Source organism: Shigella sp. FC1567, from assembly GCF_001743015.1.
In the GTDB taxonomy this organism is placed as follows: domain Bacteria; phylum Pseudomonadota; class Gammaproteobacteria; order Enterobacterales; family Enterobacteriaceae; genus Escherichia; species Escherichia coli.
On the sequence record NZ_MIIV01000542.1, the window covers coordinates 1 to 15697 of the forward strand.

General features: G+C 50.3%; 17 protein-coding genes, 1 other RNA gene and 3 pseudogenes. 12 read left to right on the forward strand and 9 right to left on the reverse strand.

Annotated elements, in window-relative coordinates; genetic code table 11:
- The 3 genes and pseudogenes from BHE85_RS25800 to BHE85_RS28560 all read left to right on the forward strand — a co-directional run.
- Nucleotides 1–333: pseudogene (locus BHE85_RS25800) on the forward strand (IS1-like element IS1X2 family transposase); the annotation flags it as partial.
- A gap of 6 nt (nt 334–339) precedes the next feature.
- Nucleotides 340–2185 (forward strand): annotated as a pseudogene (gene ypjA, locus BHE85_RS25810) (adhesin-like autotransporter YpjA/EhaD); the annotation flags it as partial.
- A gap of 140 nt (nt 2186–2325) precedes the next feature.
- Nucleotides 2326–2658: an autotransporter outer membrane beta-barrel domain-containing protein gene (locus BHE85_RS28560; protein ID WP_005059103.1), complete on the forward strand. Its 333-nt coding sequence runs from the start codon at nt 2326–2328 to the stop codon at nt 2656–2658.
- A gap of 160 nt (nt 2659–2818) precedes the next feature.
- Here the strand turns inward: BHE85_RS28560 and ssrA are convergent.
- Nucleotides 2819–3181: a transfer-messenger RNA gene (gene ssrA / locus BHE85_RS25815) on the reverse strand.
- A 214-nt stretch (nt 3182–3395) separates the two neighbouring features.
- Nucleotides 3396–3878: an SsrA-binding protein SmpB gene (smpB, locus tag BHE85_RS25820; protein WP_000162574.1), complete on the reverse strand. Its 483-nt coding sequence runs from the start codon at nt 3876–3878 to the stop codon at nt 3396–3398.
- 170 nt (nt 3879–4048) lie between these two features.
- Between smpB and ratA the strand changes: the two genes are divergently transcribed.
- Nucleotides 4049–4486 (forward strand): type II toxin-antitoxin system toxin RatA, encoded by a 438-nt coding sequence (gene ratA / locus BHE85_RS25825; protein ID WP_001341638.1) that lies wholly within the window; start codon nt 4049–4051, stop codon nt 4484–4486.
- Nucleotides 4476–4766 (forward strand): RnfH family protein, encoded by a 291-nt coding sequence (locus tag BHE85_RS25830; RefSeq protein WP_001117838.1) that lies wholly within the window; start codon nt 4476–4478, stop codon nt 4764–4766. Before ratA ends, BHE85_RS25830 begins: the two co-directional genes overlap by 11 nt.
- Before the next feature lie 61 nt (nt 4767–4827).
- On the opposite strand, the gene bamE is transcribed toward BHE85_RS25830, so the two are convergent.
- From bamE to nadK, 3 genes are all read right to left on the reverse strand, one after another.
- A complete protein-coding gene (bamE, locus tag BHE85_RS25835; RefSeq protein WP_001203437.1) occupies nt 4828–5169 on the reverse strand; it encodes an outer membrane protein assembly factor BamE in 342 nt (113 codons plus the stop codon).
- Nucleotides 5170–5317: 148 nt separating this feature from the next.
- Entirely contained in the window at nt 5318–6979 is a 1662-nt protein-coding gene (recN, locus tag BHE85_RS25840) for a DNA repair protein RecN (protein WP_000880927.1), read from the reverse strand.
- An 85-nt stretch (nt 6980–7064) separates the two neighbouring features.
- A complete protein-coding gene (gene nadK, locus BHE85_RS25845) occupies nt 7065–7943 on the reverse strand; it encodes an NAD(+) kinase (RefSeq protein ID WP_001059162.1) in 879 nt (292 codons plus the stop codon).
- A 122-nt stretch (nt 7944–8065) separates the two neighbouring features.
- On the opposite strand from nadK, the gene grpE reads away from it, so the two are divergent.
- Entirely contained in the window at nt 8066–8659 is a 594-nt protein-coding gene (gene grpE, locus BHE85_RS25855; protein WP_001296310.1) for a nucleotide exchange factor GrpE, read from the forward strand.
- 52 nt (nt 8660–8711) lie between these two features.
- Here grpE and BHE85_RS25860 read toward each other — a convergent pair whose 3' ends face one another.
- Together BHE85_RS25860 and BHE85_RS25865 are read right to left on the reverse strand one after the other, a co-directional pair.
- Complete coding sequence (locus BHE85_RS25860; RefSeq protein ID WP_010723175.1) at nt 8712–9998, reverse strand: HlyC/CorC family transporter; 1287 nt, start codon at nt 9996–9998, stop codon at nt 8712–8714.
- Between the two features lie 20 nt (nt 9999–10018).
- Complete coding sequence (locus tag BHE85_RS25865) at nt 10019–10810, reverse strand: cytochrome C assembly family protein (protein WP_001338897.1); 792 nt, start codon at nt 10808–10810, stop codon at nt 10019–10021.
- Nucleotides 10811–10976: 166 nt separating this feature from the next.
- Here BHE85_RS25865 and ffh point away from each other — a divergent pair, with 166 nt between their 5' ends.
- The 5 genes from ffh (at nt 10977) to rplS (ending at nt 14477) form a co-directional block, all read left to right on the forward strand.
- The gene (gene ffh / locus BHE85_RS25870; protein WP_000460035.1) at nt 10977–12338 is read left to right on the forward strand and encodes a signal recognition particle protein; all 1362 of its coding nucleotides are present in this window, start codon (nt 10977–10979) and stop codon (nt 12336–12338) included.
- A 136-nt stretch (nt 12339–12474) separates the two neighbouring features.
- Nucleotides 12475–12723, forward strand: coding sequence for a 30S ribosomal protein S16 (rpsP, locus tag BHE85_RS25875; protein ID WP_000256450.1), 249 nt, complete (start codon nt 12475–12477; stop codon nt 12721–12723).
- Nucleotides 12724–12741: 18 nt separating this feature from the next.
- A complete protein-coding gene (rimM, locus tag BHE85_RS25880) occupies nt 12742–13290 on the forward strand; it encodes a ribosome maturation factor RimM (protein WP_000043335.1) in 549 nt (182 codons plus the stop codon).
- A gap of 30 nt (nt 13291–13320) precedes the next feature.
- Nucleotides 13321–14088 carry a tRNA (guanosine(37)-N1)-methyltransferase TrmD gene (gene trmD, locus BHE85_RS25885; protein ID WP_000264777.1) on the forward strand — a complete coding sequence of 256 codons (768 nt, stop codon included), beginning with the start codon at nt 13321–13323 and terminating at the stop codon, nt 14086–14088.
- 41 nt (nt 14089–14129) lie between these two features.
- Nucleotides 14130–14477 (forward strand): 50S ribosomal protein L19, encoded by a 348-nt coding sequence (gene rplS / locus BHE85_RS25890; RefSeq protein WP_000065253.1) that lies wholly within the window; start codon nt 14130–14132, stop codon nt 14475–14477.
- Between the two features lie 76 nt (nt 14478–14553).
- Here the strand turns inward: rplS and BHE85_RS25895 are convergent, their stop codons facing one another.
- The gene (locus BHE85_RS25895) at nt 14554–15036 is read right to left on the reverse strand and encodes an OmpA family protein (RefSeq protein WP_000589825.1); all 483 of its coding nucleotides are present in this window, start codon (nt 15034–15036) and stop codon (nt 14554–14556) included.
- 15 nt (nt 15037–15051) lie between these two features.
- Nucleotides 15052–15477, reverse strand: a pseudogene (locus tag BHE85_RS25900) (diguanylate cyclase domain-containing protein); the annotation flags it as partial.
- A gap of 55 nt (nt 15478–15532) precedes the next feature.
- Here BHE85_RS25900 and BHE85_RS25905 point away from each other — a divergent pair.
- The coding region (locus tag BHE85_RS25905; RefSeq protein WP_047664789.1) for an IS1 family transposase at nt 15533–15697 on the forward strand (165 nt) is incomplete at its 3' end.

The following is a 15697-nucleotide window of genomic DNA, read 5'->3' on the forward strand; positions in this document are numbered from 1 at the left end:
TGGCTGTTTTACGCGTATGACAGGATACGGAGGACGGTTGTGGCGCACGTCTTCGGTGAACGCACTCTGGCCACACTGGAGCGTCTTCTGAGCCTGCTGCCGGCCTTTGAGGTCGTGGTATGGATGACGGATGGCTGGCCGCTGTATGAATCACGCCTGAAGGGAAAGCTGCACGTTATCAGCAAGCGTTACACTCAGCGCATTGAGCGACATAATCTGAATCTGAGACAACATCTGGCAAGGCTGGGACGGAAGTCACTGTCGTTCTCAAAATCGGTGGAGCTGCATGACAAGGTCATCGGGCATTATCTGAACATAAAACACTATCAGTAAGTTGGAGTCATTACCGAAAACGGTGGTCATTTAGACATAAACGCATATGGTTCGGCAAATAAGACGATTATTAAAGATAAAGGAACAATGTCAGTTTTAACGAATGCTAAAGCTGATGCGACCCGAATAGATAACGGCGGGGTAATGGATGTTACCGGAAACGCGACCAATACCATAATCAATGGTGGTACACAGAATATTAATAATCATGGTATTGCCACGGGTACCAATATCAACAGCGGAACACAAAATATCAAGAGCGGCGGGAAAGCTGACACGACAAATATTTCCACCGGGAGCCGGCAGGTTGTTGAGAAAGATGGTACGGCAACTGGCAGCAATATTAGCGCCGGAGGCTCGCTGATTGTCTATACCGGCGGTATAGCACATGGGGTTAACCAGGAGACGGGCAGTGCTTTAGTTGCCAACACGGGCGCAGGGACTGATATCGAAGGATACAACAAGCTCTCTCACTTCACTATTACCCGGAGGGGAGGCTAATTATGTTGTGCTGGAAAATACCGGCGAACTGACGGTAGTGGCTAAAACCTCGGCGAAAAATACTACCGTTGATGCTGGCGGTAAGCTGATTGTCCAGAAGGAGGCTAAAACAGATACCACCAGACTTAATAATGGTGGCGTTCTGGAGGTTCAGGACGGTGGTGAGGCTAAGCATGTTGAGCAACAATCCGGCGGCGCATTAATTGCTTCCACAACTTCCGGAACCCTTATCAAAGGAACCAACAGTTATGGTGATGCTTTCTACATCAGGAATTCAGAAGCTAAAAATGTAGTGCTGGAAAACGCTGGCTCATTAACAGTCGTCACTGGTTCCCGGGCAGTTGATACGATTATTAATGCCAACGGCAAAATGGATGTTTATGGAAAAGATGTTGGCACTGTACTCAATAGTGCTGGCACCCAAACAATATATGCCAGTGCCACTTCTGATAAAGCAAATATCAAAGGTGGCAAGCAAACGGTATATGGATTAGCCACTGAGGCAAATATCGAAAGTGGTGAACAAATTGTTGATGGTGGGTCAACAGAGAAAACACACATCAATGGTGGCACGCAAACCGTTCAGAATTATGGTAAGGCAATCAATACCGATATCGTCTCTGGCCTACAACAAATTATGGCAAACGGGACAGCGGAAGGTTCCATTATTAATGGGGGTTCACAGGTAGTTAATGAGGGCGGTCTGGCTGAAAACTCGGTGCTTAATGACGGCGGCACACTCGATGTGCGGGAGAAAGGCAGCGCAACGGGGATACAGCAGAGTAGCCAGGGCGCTTTGGTTGCAACCACCAGGGCGACGCGGGTCACAGGAACACGCGCGGATGGCGTCGCGTTCAGCATCGAGCAGGGTGCGGCGAACAATATCCTGCTGGCAAATGGCGGCGTGTTAACCGTGGAGTCAGACACCTCTTCTGACAAAACACAGGTCAATACGGGCGGACGGGAGATCGTCAAAACAAAAGCCACTGCGACAGGCACGACGCTCACCGGCGGCGAACAAATCGTCGAGGGGGTGGCGAATGAGACAACGATTAACGACGGCGGAATACAAACAGTTTCAGCTAACGGAGAGGCAATAAAAACAAAGATCAATGAAGGCGGTACGCTGACAGTTAACGATAATGGCAAAGCGACAGATATCGTCCAGAACAGCGGTGCCGCTCTCCAGACGAGCACGGCTAACGGTATTGAAATCAGCGGTACTCACCAGTACGGCACTTTTTCCATTTCCGGCAATTTAGCGACCAATATGTTGCTGGAAAATGGCGGTAATTTATTGGTATTAGCAGGTACCGAAGCTCGCGACTCCACGGTTGGCAGCGGTGGAGCCACCAACGGCAGTTATCGCAGCAACGGGCTGGGCGGTCACATTGAAACCGGGATGCGATTTACCGATGGTAACTGGAACCTGACGCCGTATGCATCGTTAACGGGGGTTCACCGCTGATAACCCTGAATATCATTTATCCAATGGCATGGAATCGAAATCAGTCGATACCCGCAGGTTTATATCGTGAACTGGGTGCAACGCTGAGTTACAACATGCGTCTGGGGAACGGTATGGAAGTTGAGCCGTGGCTGAAGGCGGCTGTGCGCAAAGAATTTGTCGATGATAACCGGGTGAAAGTGAATAGTGACGGTAATTTCGTCAATGATTTGTCGGGCAGACGTGGAATATACCAGGCAGGTATTAAAGCCTCATTCAGCAGTACGTTAAGCGGGCATCTTGGGGTGGGGTATAGCCATGGTGCCGGTGTGGAATCCCCGTGGAACGGGGTAGCTGGTGTGAACTGGTCGTTCTGACCATCAACGAAAAAGCCCACATCTGTGGGCTTTCATGTCACCAGGAGCCGCGGCTCCTTTGCGTATCCTTTTATGTCTCTTCACCGTCTGGTCGGTGTCCTGCTGAGACTGCTAACCTCCTGTTTTTATTGGTGTTGTCCTTATACCGTCCAATCATGATTGGTGGAGCTGGCGGGAGTTGAACCCGCGTCCGAAATTCCTACGTCCTCGGTACTACATGCTTAGTCAGTCTTTACATTCGCTTGCCAGCTGCGGACGGACACGCCACTAACAAACTAGCCTGATTAAGTTTTAACGCTTCAACCCCAGGCAGGGCTTCCACGCGATCTCTTTTGGGTTTGACCTCTCTTGATCCCCGTCCTAAGAGCGGAGGCTAGGGAGAGAGGGCTCTAAGCAGGTTATTAAGCTGCTAAAGCGTAGTTTTCGTCGTTTGCGACTATTTTTTGCGGCTTTTTACGAGGCCAACCGCCCCTCGGCATGCACCTTGGGTTTCGCAAATCCCGTCGAATCCAGAATCAGCCCCAATGTGTAACGGCAAGTATACCAGATTTATGAGCGCCATGACCAGCCTCAATGGCGTTATCGTTAAAGATTTAGCACCCATGTAGCCTGATTTTTATTCGATTAAGCAATGGGATGGCAACATTTGTGTCGGATGTGATAGCCAATAAGATGTTCATTCGCGCCGCCGGAGAGGGAGGCGCGGTGAGGAACTGGTCAATAATTGGAGTGCAGGTTTAACGGTGGGCGTTTTTCATGATACGTGCTTTATCCACCTGCCATTCGCGTTCTTTGATATCTGAACGTTTATCGTGCTGTTTTTTACCTTTGGCGACGCCGATTTTCACTTTGCACCAGGCATTTTTCCAGTACAGGGAGAGCGCCACTACGGTATAGCCTTCTCGATTGACGCGACCGTACAATGAGTCCAGTTCGCGCTGGTTGAGAAGTAACTTGCGGGTACGGGTAGGATCGCACACCACATGCGTGGAGGCCACGGCCATTGGCGTGATGTTAGCGCCAAACAGAAATGCCTCTCCGTCACGCAGAAGGACGTAGCTGTCGCTGATATTGGCTTTTCCTGCGCGCAGGGATTTAACTTCCCAGCCTTGCAGGGCAAGTCCCGCTTCGAACTCTTCTTCGATAAAGTATTCGTGACGGGCGCGCTTGTTAAGCGCGATGGTCGCTGAACCAGGTTTATGTGCTTTTTTCTTCGTCATAAGCGTCGTGAATCATCGGTAATCTGAAATCGAAAACACCCCATATCAATCCTGCGGGGGACAAGGCTCTATCTTAGCATGAACCCGATGTTACCCAGCGCCGGGATAGCGTTTTTTTTACAGCAGGATAAATGATATTATTTGTTGGATTTTTGTTGATGGAAATAGTTATGCCTCAGATTAGCCGGACCGCACTGGTACCCTACAGCGCGGAGCAAATGTATCAGTTAGTGAATGACGTTCAGTCTTATCCTCAGTTTTTGCCGGGTTGTACCGGAAGTCGGATTCTGGAGTCCACTCCTGGGCAGATGACTGCGGCGGTAGATGTCTCTAAGGCTGGGATCAGCAAAACGTTTACTACCCGCAACCAGTTGACCAGTAACCAAAGTATTCTTATGAATCTGGTGGATGGGCCGTTCAAGAAATTGATTGGTGGATGGAAGTTTACGCCGCTGAGCCAGGAGGCGTGTCGTATCGAGTTTCATCTCGACTTTGAGTTTACCAATAAGTTGATTGAACTCGCCTTTGGTCGCGTGTTTAAAGAGCTGGCGTCTAATATGGTCCAGGCTTTTACGGTTCGTGCGAAAGAGGTTTACAGTGCCAGGTAAAATTGCCGTTGAGGTGGCTTATGCGCTACCTGAGAAGCAGTACCTGCAGCGCGTGACGCTGCAGGAGGGCGCGACGGTTGAAGAAGCTATTCGCGCCAGTGGCTTGCTGGAATTGCGTACCGATATCGATTTAACTAAAAACAAAGTCGGCATTTACAGCCGTCCGGCAAAACTAAGCGATAGTGTGCATGATGGCGATCGGGTGGAGATTTATCGCCCTCTCATTGCCGATCCGAAAGAGCTTCGCAGGCAACGAGCAGAAAAATCAGCGAATAAATAACAGACAGAAAAAAGGTGCTCATTGAGCACCTTTTTTAACGTCTTTGAGAGCAACTTTATTATTAGTTACCACTCAGCGCAGGTTTGTTATCAATATTGGTCAACACACCGCTACTGTTAAAGGTCAGCGTCAGCGTTTGCTGCGTTACACCTTCATGACCTGGTTGCTGGCGGAAGACATAGAACCAGGTATTCGTACCAAATGGATCGGACATCAGCGGTGTACCCAATGCGTACGCAACTTGTTGTTGCGTCATGCCAACACGTATTTTGGATACGTCGTTAGCGGTCAGATAGTTCCCCTGGTTGATGTCAGGACGGTAAACCACTCGCTCCAGAGTGGAACAGCCTGCGGTCAACATCAATAGTACTGCTGCTGCAGCAGTCAGCGTTTTACAGCGCATAGTGATTTGATTCCTTTTCGGGCCCTAGCAGTACGTGGCTCATCTGTAATATGCCGATGATAATAGACCTTTCATCACTTTAAAACCTTTTGCTTTCCGGTCTTACGGCGTTTTGCTGTTTACTCTGACCGTGAAGCAGGAAAAAAGTTTACGCTGCAAGCAGTTCTTTCGCATTCGCCAGTGTATTACGTGTGACTTCACTGCCACCAAGCAGGCGCGCCAGCTCTTGTAACCGCGCTTTTTTATTCAGGGATTGCATATGCGTTTCTGTCATCGCACCATCGGTTTCTTTGCTGACAAAATAGTGTTGATGACCACATCCCGCGACTTGTGGCAGGTGGGTAACACACATCACCTGAGTTGATTCGCCGAGTTGACGCAGCAGTTTGCCGACAACTGCCGCTGTTGGACCGCTAATCCCTACATCCACTTCATCAAAAATCAGTGCCGGGGTTTCCATTTTACGCGCCGTGATGACCTGGGTTGCCAGTGCGATGCGGGACAATTCACCACCGGATGCGACTTTGGCAATAGGCTGCATTGGCTGACCTGGGTTGGTGGTTACCCGAAACTCAATACGATCGGCACCGTCAGCGCCCAGGTGATGCTCGTCAAATTTAACATCGATCGTAAACTGCCCATGCGGCATTGAGAGCGCATGCATACTGTCGGTGATCAGCTGTGCAAGTTCTTCTGCATATTGCTGGCGTTGTTGGTGTAATGCGCGCGCGATTTCCAGTGCCTGCTGATGATGTTTCGTTACCGCCAGCGCAAGCGTTTCTTGTGAGTCGGCCTGATCGTCCAGTTGCTGCTGTTCTTCCAGTAGCGACTGGTAATACTGTGGCAATGCCTCAGGGCTGACGTGATGTTTACGTGCCAGCGAAATCTGTTTTGAGATGCGCTGTTCAAGTTCAAATAGTCGGTTGGGATCGAGATCCAGACGATCGCAGTAGTGGCGCAGTTCATCGCTGGCTTCAGCAATCTGGATGGTAGCTTCTTCCAGCATATCAAGTACGCCGGACAGTTTGCTGTCCATGCCAATCAATTCGCTCACCAGTTGTTTAGCCGTGTAAAGCTGACTTTGCAGGTTTGCGTCTTCACCGTAGGCCATTAATGCCAATGCATTCTGGCTGGTGGTCAGCAATTGACCGCTGTTCGCCAGACGTTTGTACTCTTCGTCGATTTGTTCAAACTCTCCGGGCTGCGGATTAAATTCGTTAAGTTCTTTTAATTGGTATTGCAGCAGTTCCGCACGGGCGGCGCGTTCCTGACTTAACTGTTGATGATGCGCGAGGTCACGGCAGCTTTGATGCCACAACTGATAACGTGCGGTCATTTCCTGCAGTAGAGAGGTTTCATTGGCATAGCCATCAAGCAGGAATTTTTGGTGCTCAGGTTTGGTGAGTAATTGATGAGCGTGCTGACCATGGATCTGAATCAGCAACTGACCCAGTTCGCGCAGTTGTGACAGAGGAACAGCTGTACCGTTGATGAAACCACGGGAGCGACCATCGCTGCTGATTACGCGACGAAGCAAACATTCATGCCCGTCTTCAAGCTGATTTTCTTCCAGCCAGCGCAGAGCCGCTGGCGTATCTTTCAGAGAAAAACGGGCGCACAGGTCAGCGCGAGCAGCGCCGGTACGCACCATGTCGGCTTCAGCGCGACCACCGAGACAAAGACCGAGGGCATCTATTGCAATAGATTTACCCGCGCCGGTCTCGCCAGTTATTACGGTCATGCCGCTATGAAAATCAATCTCAAGCTCACGAACGATAGCAAAGTTGCTGATGGTCAGTTGTGCCAACATAGTCGTTTTCCTGTATGAAAAACCATTACTGTTATTGCGTACAGTATAAACTGGTTTTATATACAGTAAAGAGGCTGGCGTAAAATTAGAATAATTTTTTTGACCAGCCGAGCTTGGTGCTTAATGTGTTGAAATAACTGTAATCTTTCGGATGAATCAGATTCAGATGGTAATCACAGCGACGAATCAGGACATCTTCACCTTCCTGAATCGGCAGTGCTATCTGGCTGTCGCAACTGATTTCCAGGTCGTTACGGCGATGCGAAAAACGCAGACGGATCGTGCTGCTGCTGTTTATGACCAGTGGTCGTGCTGACAACGTATGCGGGAACATGGGCACCAGGGTAATCGCATCCAGAGAGGGGGTCAGAATAGGACCGCCTGCAGAGAGGGAATAGGCGGTGGAGCCTGTTGGCGTCGAAATAATTAGTCCATCAGATCGCTGAGAAAACGCAAAGATCTCGTCGATATACACTTCGAACTCAATCATATGTGCCACTTTGCCTGGATGAAGCACCACTTCATTTATCGCGGTGCTGATGCGTTTCTGGCAATCTTGCTGACAGACTTGCGCTTCCAGCAAAAAACGTTTCTCGCTGATGTAGTGGCCTTCCAGTACATCGGCTAACTGTTGCTGGGCGTTATCGGGGTCAAGGTCAGTCAGGAAACCCAGGTTGCCACGGTTGATTCCAATAACTTTAATATCGTAACGGGCGAGTGTGCGTGCCGCGCCCAGCATATTACCGTCGCCACCAACGACTACCGCGAGATCAGCTAGTTGCCCAATCTCCGCGAGCGTGCCAGTTTTCACATTCTTCAGTTGCAGTTCGTGAGCGATTTGTTGCTCAACGATGACCTCGTAACCTTTTTTGCACAGCCAGCGGTAGAGCATTTCATGTGTTGTCAGTGCAGTGGGGTGCCGTGGGTGTCCCACAATGCCAATACACTTGAAATGATTATTCATTTTTCCGAGGTCCTTGTTGCGAAGATTGATGACAATGTGAGTGCTTCCCTTGAAACCCTGAAACTGATCCCCATAATAAGCGAAGTTAGCGAGATGAATGCGAAAAAAACGCGGAGAAATTCATGAGTAGTAAAGAACAGAAAACGCCTGAGGGGCAAGCCCCGGAAGAAATTATCATGGATCAGCACGAAGAGATTGAGGCAGTTGAGCCAGAAGCTTCTGCTGAGCAGGTGGATCCGCGCGATGAAAAAATTGCGAATCTCGAAGCTCAGCTGGCTGAAGCCCAGACCCGTGAACGTGACGGCATTTTGCGTGTAAAAGCCGAAATGGAAAACCTGCGTCGACGTACTGAACTGGATATTGAAAAAGCCCACAAATTTGCGCTGGAGAAATTCATCAACGAATTGCTGCCGGTGATTGATAGCCTGGATCGTGCGCTGGAAGTGGCTGATAAAGCTAACCCGGATATGTCTGCGATGGTTGAAGGCATTGAGCTGACGCTGAAGTCGATGCTGGATGTTGTGCGTAAGTTTGGTGTTGAAGTGATCGCCGAAACTAACGTGCCGCTGGACCCGAATGTGCATCAGGCTATCGCAATGGTGGAATCTGATGACGTTGCGCCAGGTAACGTACTGGGCATTATGCAGAAGGGTTATACGCTGAATGGTCGTACGATTCGTGCGGCGATGGTAACTGTAGCGAAAGCAAAAGCGTAATTTCTGTTTTCGTAATAATTCACGCCTGCATGCGAATGCAGGGCCGTTTTCGTTACTCCGCCACACTCTCGCGCAGCGGTTTCACAGGAAAAACTTTTACCTGCTTAATCATATTGTCCTGTACGTCGAGAATATCTATATCGTACTCGCCAATACGCACGCGGGTGCCTGCGACAGGGATCTCTTCCAGTGCCTCAAGAATGACGCCATTAACCGTGCGGGCATCATCTTCCGGTAGATGCCAGTTAAAGGCTTTGTTGATTTCCCGCACGTTGGCGGTGCCATCGATAATCACCGAACCGTCGTTTTGCGGCGTGACCTCTTCGGCAAGTGTTGGCGACATCGACGTAGTGAAATCGCCGACAATCTCTTCCAGAATATCTTCAACCGTCACCAGCCCCTGAATGTCTCCATACTCGTTGACGACCAGGCCGACTTTCTTTTTGTTGCGCTGAAACTTTACCAACTGCGTGCTGAGCGGCGTACCTTCCGGCACAAAATAGATCTCGTCCGCGGCGCGCAGCATGGTTTCTTTGGTGAACTCTTTTTTCTCCGACATCAATCGCCAGGCTTCACGTACTCGCAGCATACTGATGGCGTCGTCCAGCGAATCACGGTAGAGCACGATGCGCCCGTGAGGTGAGTGGGAGAGTTGGCGCAGAATCGATTTCCAGTCATCGTTGATATCAATACCGATAATTTCACTGCGCGGCACCATGATGTCATCAACGGTCATTTTTTCCAGATCGAGCACCGACAGCAGCATATCCTGATTGCGACGGGAAATTTGTGAGCGTGATTCGTGCACGATAGTGCGCAACTCTTCTTTGCTCAAAGAGCCGCTAACCACGATATCGGTTTTGATACCCATCATGCGCATCAGCATACGGGTGATAGCATTCAGCAACCAGACCAGCGGCATCATCAAAATTTGCAGCGGAGCCAGCAGAAAACTACTCGGATAAGCGACTTTTTCCGGGTACAGCGCGGCAATGGTTTTCGGCAATACCTCAGCAAATACCAGTACGACAAAAGTCAGCACACCAGTCGCAATTGCCACGCCCGCATCGCCGTACAAACGCATCCCAACAATAGTGCCGAGCGCGGAGGCAAGAATATTGACCAGGTTATTGCCGATTAACACCAGGCTTATCAGGCGGTCTGGCTTACGCAGCAATTTTTCGACGCGTTTGGCCGAGCGATTACCCTGTTTCGCCATATGTCGCAGACGATAGCGGTTGAGGGTCATCATTCCGGTTTCGGACCCGGAAAAATAGGCTGAAATGACCACCATGATGATCAGAATAATGATCAACGTAGTAGTAGAAATGTGTTCCAGGGGAAACTCCTTTTCTGGGTTTAGCTGATTAACTGCTGGACAATTCGGCTGCCGAAGTAGGCCAGTGTCAGAATTACCGCGCCCGCAACGTTAAACCAGACGACGCGGCGTCCACGCCATCCTTCATGGTAATGTCCCCACAGCAGCACAATATAGACAAACCACGCCACGATAGAGAGCACAGCCTTGTCGATATTTTCCATGCTAAATAGGTTGTGCATGTAGAACAGGCCAGTGCAAAGCGTGAGCGTTAGCAGCACCACGCCAATCTGCGTGATGTGGAACATTTTACGCTCGATACTCATCAATGGCGGCATTTCCTGGTTAAATGCCAGCTTCTTGTTCTTCAGTTGGTAATCAATCCACGCCAGTTGCAGCGCGTACAGGGCGGCGATAATTAGCGTGGCATAGGAAAAGAGCGATAAGCCAATGTGCACCAGCATCCCAGGCGTTGCTTCCAGATGGGTGATGTATTCATTGGGCATGAAGGTCGCCAGCGCCAGGTTGATAAGCGCAAAGGCATAGACAATGGGTAGCAGCAACCAGCCACGATTGCGAGAAGCCACAATGGTCATTACCGTACAGATCATCAAACTGACCAATGAACCAACGTTCAGCAGGCTGAGGTTTTGTCCGCTATCACCGTCGGGCAGGATGCGGGCTTCCAGAGCGATTGCGTGGCAGACCAGCGCAATGACCGCAGAAATAATAGCCATGCGCCGCCAGCCGCCGTTTTTTTGCAGCAGACCGGGAACAATCAGCGCAAGACTGACGGAGTAGGCGACAAGCGCGAGCAGAGCAAAAACGGGCATAGTGATGTCAACAGTTTGAGCAATAAGAAAGAGAAGCAGTATAGCGTCAGGTGAACGCTGCTCCAACCGTTGCATAACAACAAAGACGCCTTCATGTTATACTGCGGCAAAATACTGATGATGTGTCGCGATTGCGGCCAACCGTTTCCACCCCAGGCGAGAGACAATGTTTGATAATTTAACCGATCGTTTGTCGCGCACGCTGCGCAATATCAGTGGCCGTGGACGCCTAACTGAAGACAACGTAAAAGATACGCTGCGCGAAGTGCGCATGGCGCTGCTGGAGGCGGATGTCGCTCTGCCGGTAGTGCGTGAGTTTATCAATCGCGTAAAAGAGAAAGCGGTTGGTCATGAAGTTAATAAGAGCCTGACGCCGGGGCAGGAGTTCGTCAAAATCGTCCGTAACGAACTGGTTGCGGCGATGGGCGAAGAGAACCAGACCCTGAACCTGGCGGCGCAACCGCCTGCGGTCGTGCTGATGGCGGGCCTGCAAGGTGCCGGTAAAACAACCAGCGTTGGTAAACTCGGTAAGTTCCTGCGCGAGAAGCACAAGAAGAAAGTGCTGGTGGTTTCTGCCGACGTTTATCGCCCGGCGGCAATCAAACAGCTTGAGACGCTGGCAGAGCAGGTGGGCGTTGATTTCTTCCCTTCTGATGTTGGTCAGAAGCCGGTAGATATCGTTAACGCGGCGCTGAAAGAAGCCAAACTGAAATTCTACGACGTGCTGCTGGTGGATACCGCTGGTCGTCTGCACGTTGACGAAGCGATGATGGACGAGATCAAACAAGTCCATGCGTCGATTAACCCGGTTGAAACCCTGTTTGTGGTTGACGCCATGACCGGTCAGGATGCGGCCAATACGGCAAAAGCATTCAATGAAGCGTTACCGCTTACCGGCGTAGTGTTGACCAAAGTGGACGGCGATGCCCGCGGCGGTGCGGCGCTCTCTATTCGTCACATCACTGGCAAACCGATCAAGTTCCTCGGTGTTGGCGAGAAAACTGAGGCGCTGGAGCCGTTCCATCCGGACCGCATCGCGTCGCGTATTCTCGGCATGGGCGACGTACTGTCGCTGATCGAAGATATCGAAAGCAAAGTTGACCGCGCGCAGGCAGAGAAATTAGCCAGCAAGCTGAAAAAAGGTGACGGCTTCGATCTCAACGACTTTCTTGAGCAGCTGCGCCAGATGAAAAATATGGGCGGCATGGCCAGCCTGATGGGCAAGCTGCCGGGCATGGGGCAGATCCCGGATAACGTCAAGTCACAGATGGACGATAAAGTGCTGGTGCGTATGGAAGCCATCATCAACTCGATGACGATGAAAGAGCGCGCTAAGCCAGAAATCATCAAAGGTTCGCGTAAACGCCGTATTGCTGCCGGTTGCGGTATGCAGGTGCAGGACGTTAACCGTCTTCTGAAACAGTTCGACGACATGCAGCGCATGATGAAGAAAATGAAGAAGGGCGGAATGGCGAAGATGATGAGAAGCATGAAGGGGATGATGCCGCCGGGATTTCCTGGTCGCTAAATGACCTTATGCGACAGAGTTATTAACTGCTGATTGCATTTTCTCCAGAAATCAGTAAAATTTTCGGGCTTTTAATATGACACCGGACTCCGTTCCTCGATGGGGTCCGGTTGTTTTATTCACACAAGAGGATGTTATGGTAACTATTCGTTTAGCACGTCACGGCGCTAAAAAGCGTCCGTTCTACCAGGTTGTTGTCGCTGACAGCCGTAATGCACGCAACGGTCGCTTCATCGAGCGCGTTGGTTTCTTCAACCCAATCGCTAGCGAAAAAGAAGAAGGCACTCGCCTGGATCTGGATCGCATCGCTCACTGGGTTGGCCAGGGCGCAACTATTTCTGATCGCGTTGCTGCGCTGATCAAAGAAGTAAACAAAGCAGCTTAATCTGTCACGGTGGTCATGATGAGCAAACAACTCACCGCGCAAGCACCTGTTGATCCCATCGTTTTGGGAAAAATGGGTTCGTCTTACGGTATTCGTGGGTGGCTCAGAGTGTTTTCTTCCACCGAAGACGCCGAAAGCATTTTTGACTATCAGCCCTGGTTTATCCAGAAGGCGGGTCAGTGGCAGCAAGTCCAGCTGGAAAGCTGGAAGCACCACAATCAGGACATGATCATCAAGCTGAAAGGCGTTGACGATCGTGATGCGGCGAACCTGCTGACGAATTGTGAAATTGTCGTGGATTCATCGCAGTTGCCTCAGCTTGAAGAGGGTGACTACTACTGGAAAGACCTGATGGGCTGCCAGGTAGTAACCACTGAAGGCTACGATCTCGGTAAAGTCGTCGATATGATGGAAACCGGATCTAATGACGTTCTCGTCATTAAGGCAAACCTGAAAGATGCGTTTGGTATCAAGGAACGTCTCGTACCGTTCCTCGATGGGCAGGTTATCAAGAAAGTCGATCTCACTACTCGTTCAATCGAAGTAGATTGGGATCCTGGTTTTTAAACCACCGGATAAACGGTAAAAGACGGCGCTATGTGGATTGGCATAATTAGCCTGTTTCCTGAAATGTTCCGCGCAATTACCGATTACGGGGTAACTGGCCGGGCAGTTAAAAATGGCCTGCTGAGCATCCAGAGCTGGAGTCCTCGCGACTTCACGCATGACCGGCACCGTACCGTGGACGATCGTCCTTACGGCGGCGGACCGGGGATGTTAATGATGGTGCAACCCTTGCGGGACGCCATTCATGCAGCAAAAGCCGCGGCGGGTGAAGGCGCAAAGGTGATTTATCTGTCACCACAGGGACGCAAGCTTGATCAAGCGGGCGTCAGCGAATTGGCAACGAATCAAAAATTGATTCTGGTGTGCGGTCGCTACGAAGGTATAGATGAGCGCGTGATCCAAACCGAAATTGACGAAGAATGGTCAATCGGCGATTACGTTCTCAGTGGTGGTGAGTTACCAGCAATGACGCTGATTGACTCCGTTTCCCGGTTTATTCCGGGGGTACTGGGACATGAAGCCTCGGCAACGGAAGATTCCTTTGCTGAAGGATTGCTGGATTGCCCGCACTATACGCGGCCTGAGGTGTTAGAAGGGATGGAAGTTCCGCCAGTGTTACTGTCGGGCAACCATGCCGAGATACGTCGCTGGCGTTTGAAACAGTCGCTGGGCCGTACCTGGCTTAGAAGACCTGAACTTCTGGAAAACCTGGCTCTGACTGAAGAGCAAGCAAGGTTGCTGGCGGAGTTCAAAACGGAACACGCACAACAGCAACATAAACATGATGGGATGGCGTAAGCCCCCGAGATATCAGTTTACCCAGGATAAGAGATTAAATTATGAGCAACATTATTAAGCAACTTGAACAAGAGCAGATGAAGCAGGACGTACCTTCCTTCCGTCCGGGTGATACCGTGGAAGTGAAAGTATGGGTTGTTGAAGGTTCCAAAAAACGTCTGCAGGCATTCGAGGGCGTGGTTATCGCTATTCGTAACCGCGGTCTGCACTCTGCATTCACTGTTCGTAAAATTTCCAACGGCGAAGGCGTTGAGCGTGTCTTCCAGACTCACTCTCCGGTAGTTGACAGCATTTCTGTCAAACGTCGTGGTGCTGTTCGTAAAGCTAAACTGTACTACCTGCGTGAGCGTACTGGTAAGGCTGCTCGTATCAAAGAGCGTCTTAACTAAGATTTCGCTTAAGCGACATCCTGTTAAGAAGGGCTGGCCAATTGGCTGGCCCTTTTTTTGTCTGTTTGCTCGTGTTTTAAGGGGTTGTAATCACCACTGCGACGCGGCGGTTCTCGGCGCGGCCCTGGGCGGTCTTGTTACTGGCTATGGGATATTTTTTTCCTAAACCCTGTGTGGTGAGATTGCTGCGTGGAATTTGTCCACCAATAGCCCATGCATCGGCCACGACATTCGCCCGTTTCAATGATAAGCCTTCGTTGTAACTGTCTTCACCATAGTTATCGGTGTGTCCATCCATACGGGCATGTGTTAGCCCTGTCGAGGCCAATTTGGCTGCCATGGTTTGGATCTGTTGCTGGCTTTCCGGGAGCAATTTGTAGTCATTTTTTGCGAACAGAATGGCATCTGATAAGCCCAGCGACCAGTCGCCGGCGGATTCAGTAAATCCATAAGATTGCATAGCGGCGACTTGCTCAGGAGTAAACTTTCCCTGAGGGGACTGGCAGCCAGTCAGTATTAGTGAGGTGAAAATCAGGGGGGCTACCAGGTGCTTTATCATATCGATATATCCTTGTTATCTCACCAGCTTTTCGGCACGCTGGTGTTTGGCCTGATACATATTGTGATCGGCAAGCTCTTGTAATTTTTCCGCAGAGGCGTGCTCAATGGTCATCGCGTAACCAATGCTTAATGTCATGGTGGTCTGATGGCCATTATGAAGATCAAACGGGAGATTAAAGATTTGTGTCAGTGCTGAGCATATCTGTTGCACTTCAGATTCCGACTGTACATCATAGAGCACCATAGCGAATTCATCGCCGCCCAGGCGGTATGCTTTATGTCGCAGCCCGCCAAATTCAGCTAACCGTTTTGCGATTTCAATCAAGACCCTATCGCCCGTCGCATGACCCCAGGTATCATTGATATATTTGAAATTATCGCCATCAAGAAATAGTAACGCCGACGTTTTTCGGGCATCGGAATTGTTCATCAACGTATTGGTAATGCTGCCAACTTACTGATTTAGTGTATGATGGTGATTTTAAGGTGCTTGCGTGGCTTCCATTTCCATCAGATGTCCTTCCTGCTCCGCTACTGAAGGCGTGGTGCGTAACGGCAAAAGCACTGCCGGACATCAGCGCTATCTCTGCTCTCATTGCCGTAAAACATGGCAACTACAGTTCACTTACACCGCCTCTCAGCCCGGTACGCACCAGAAA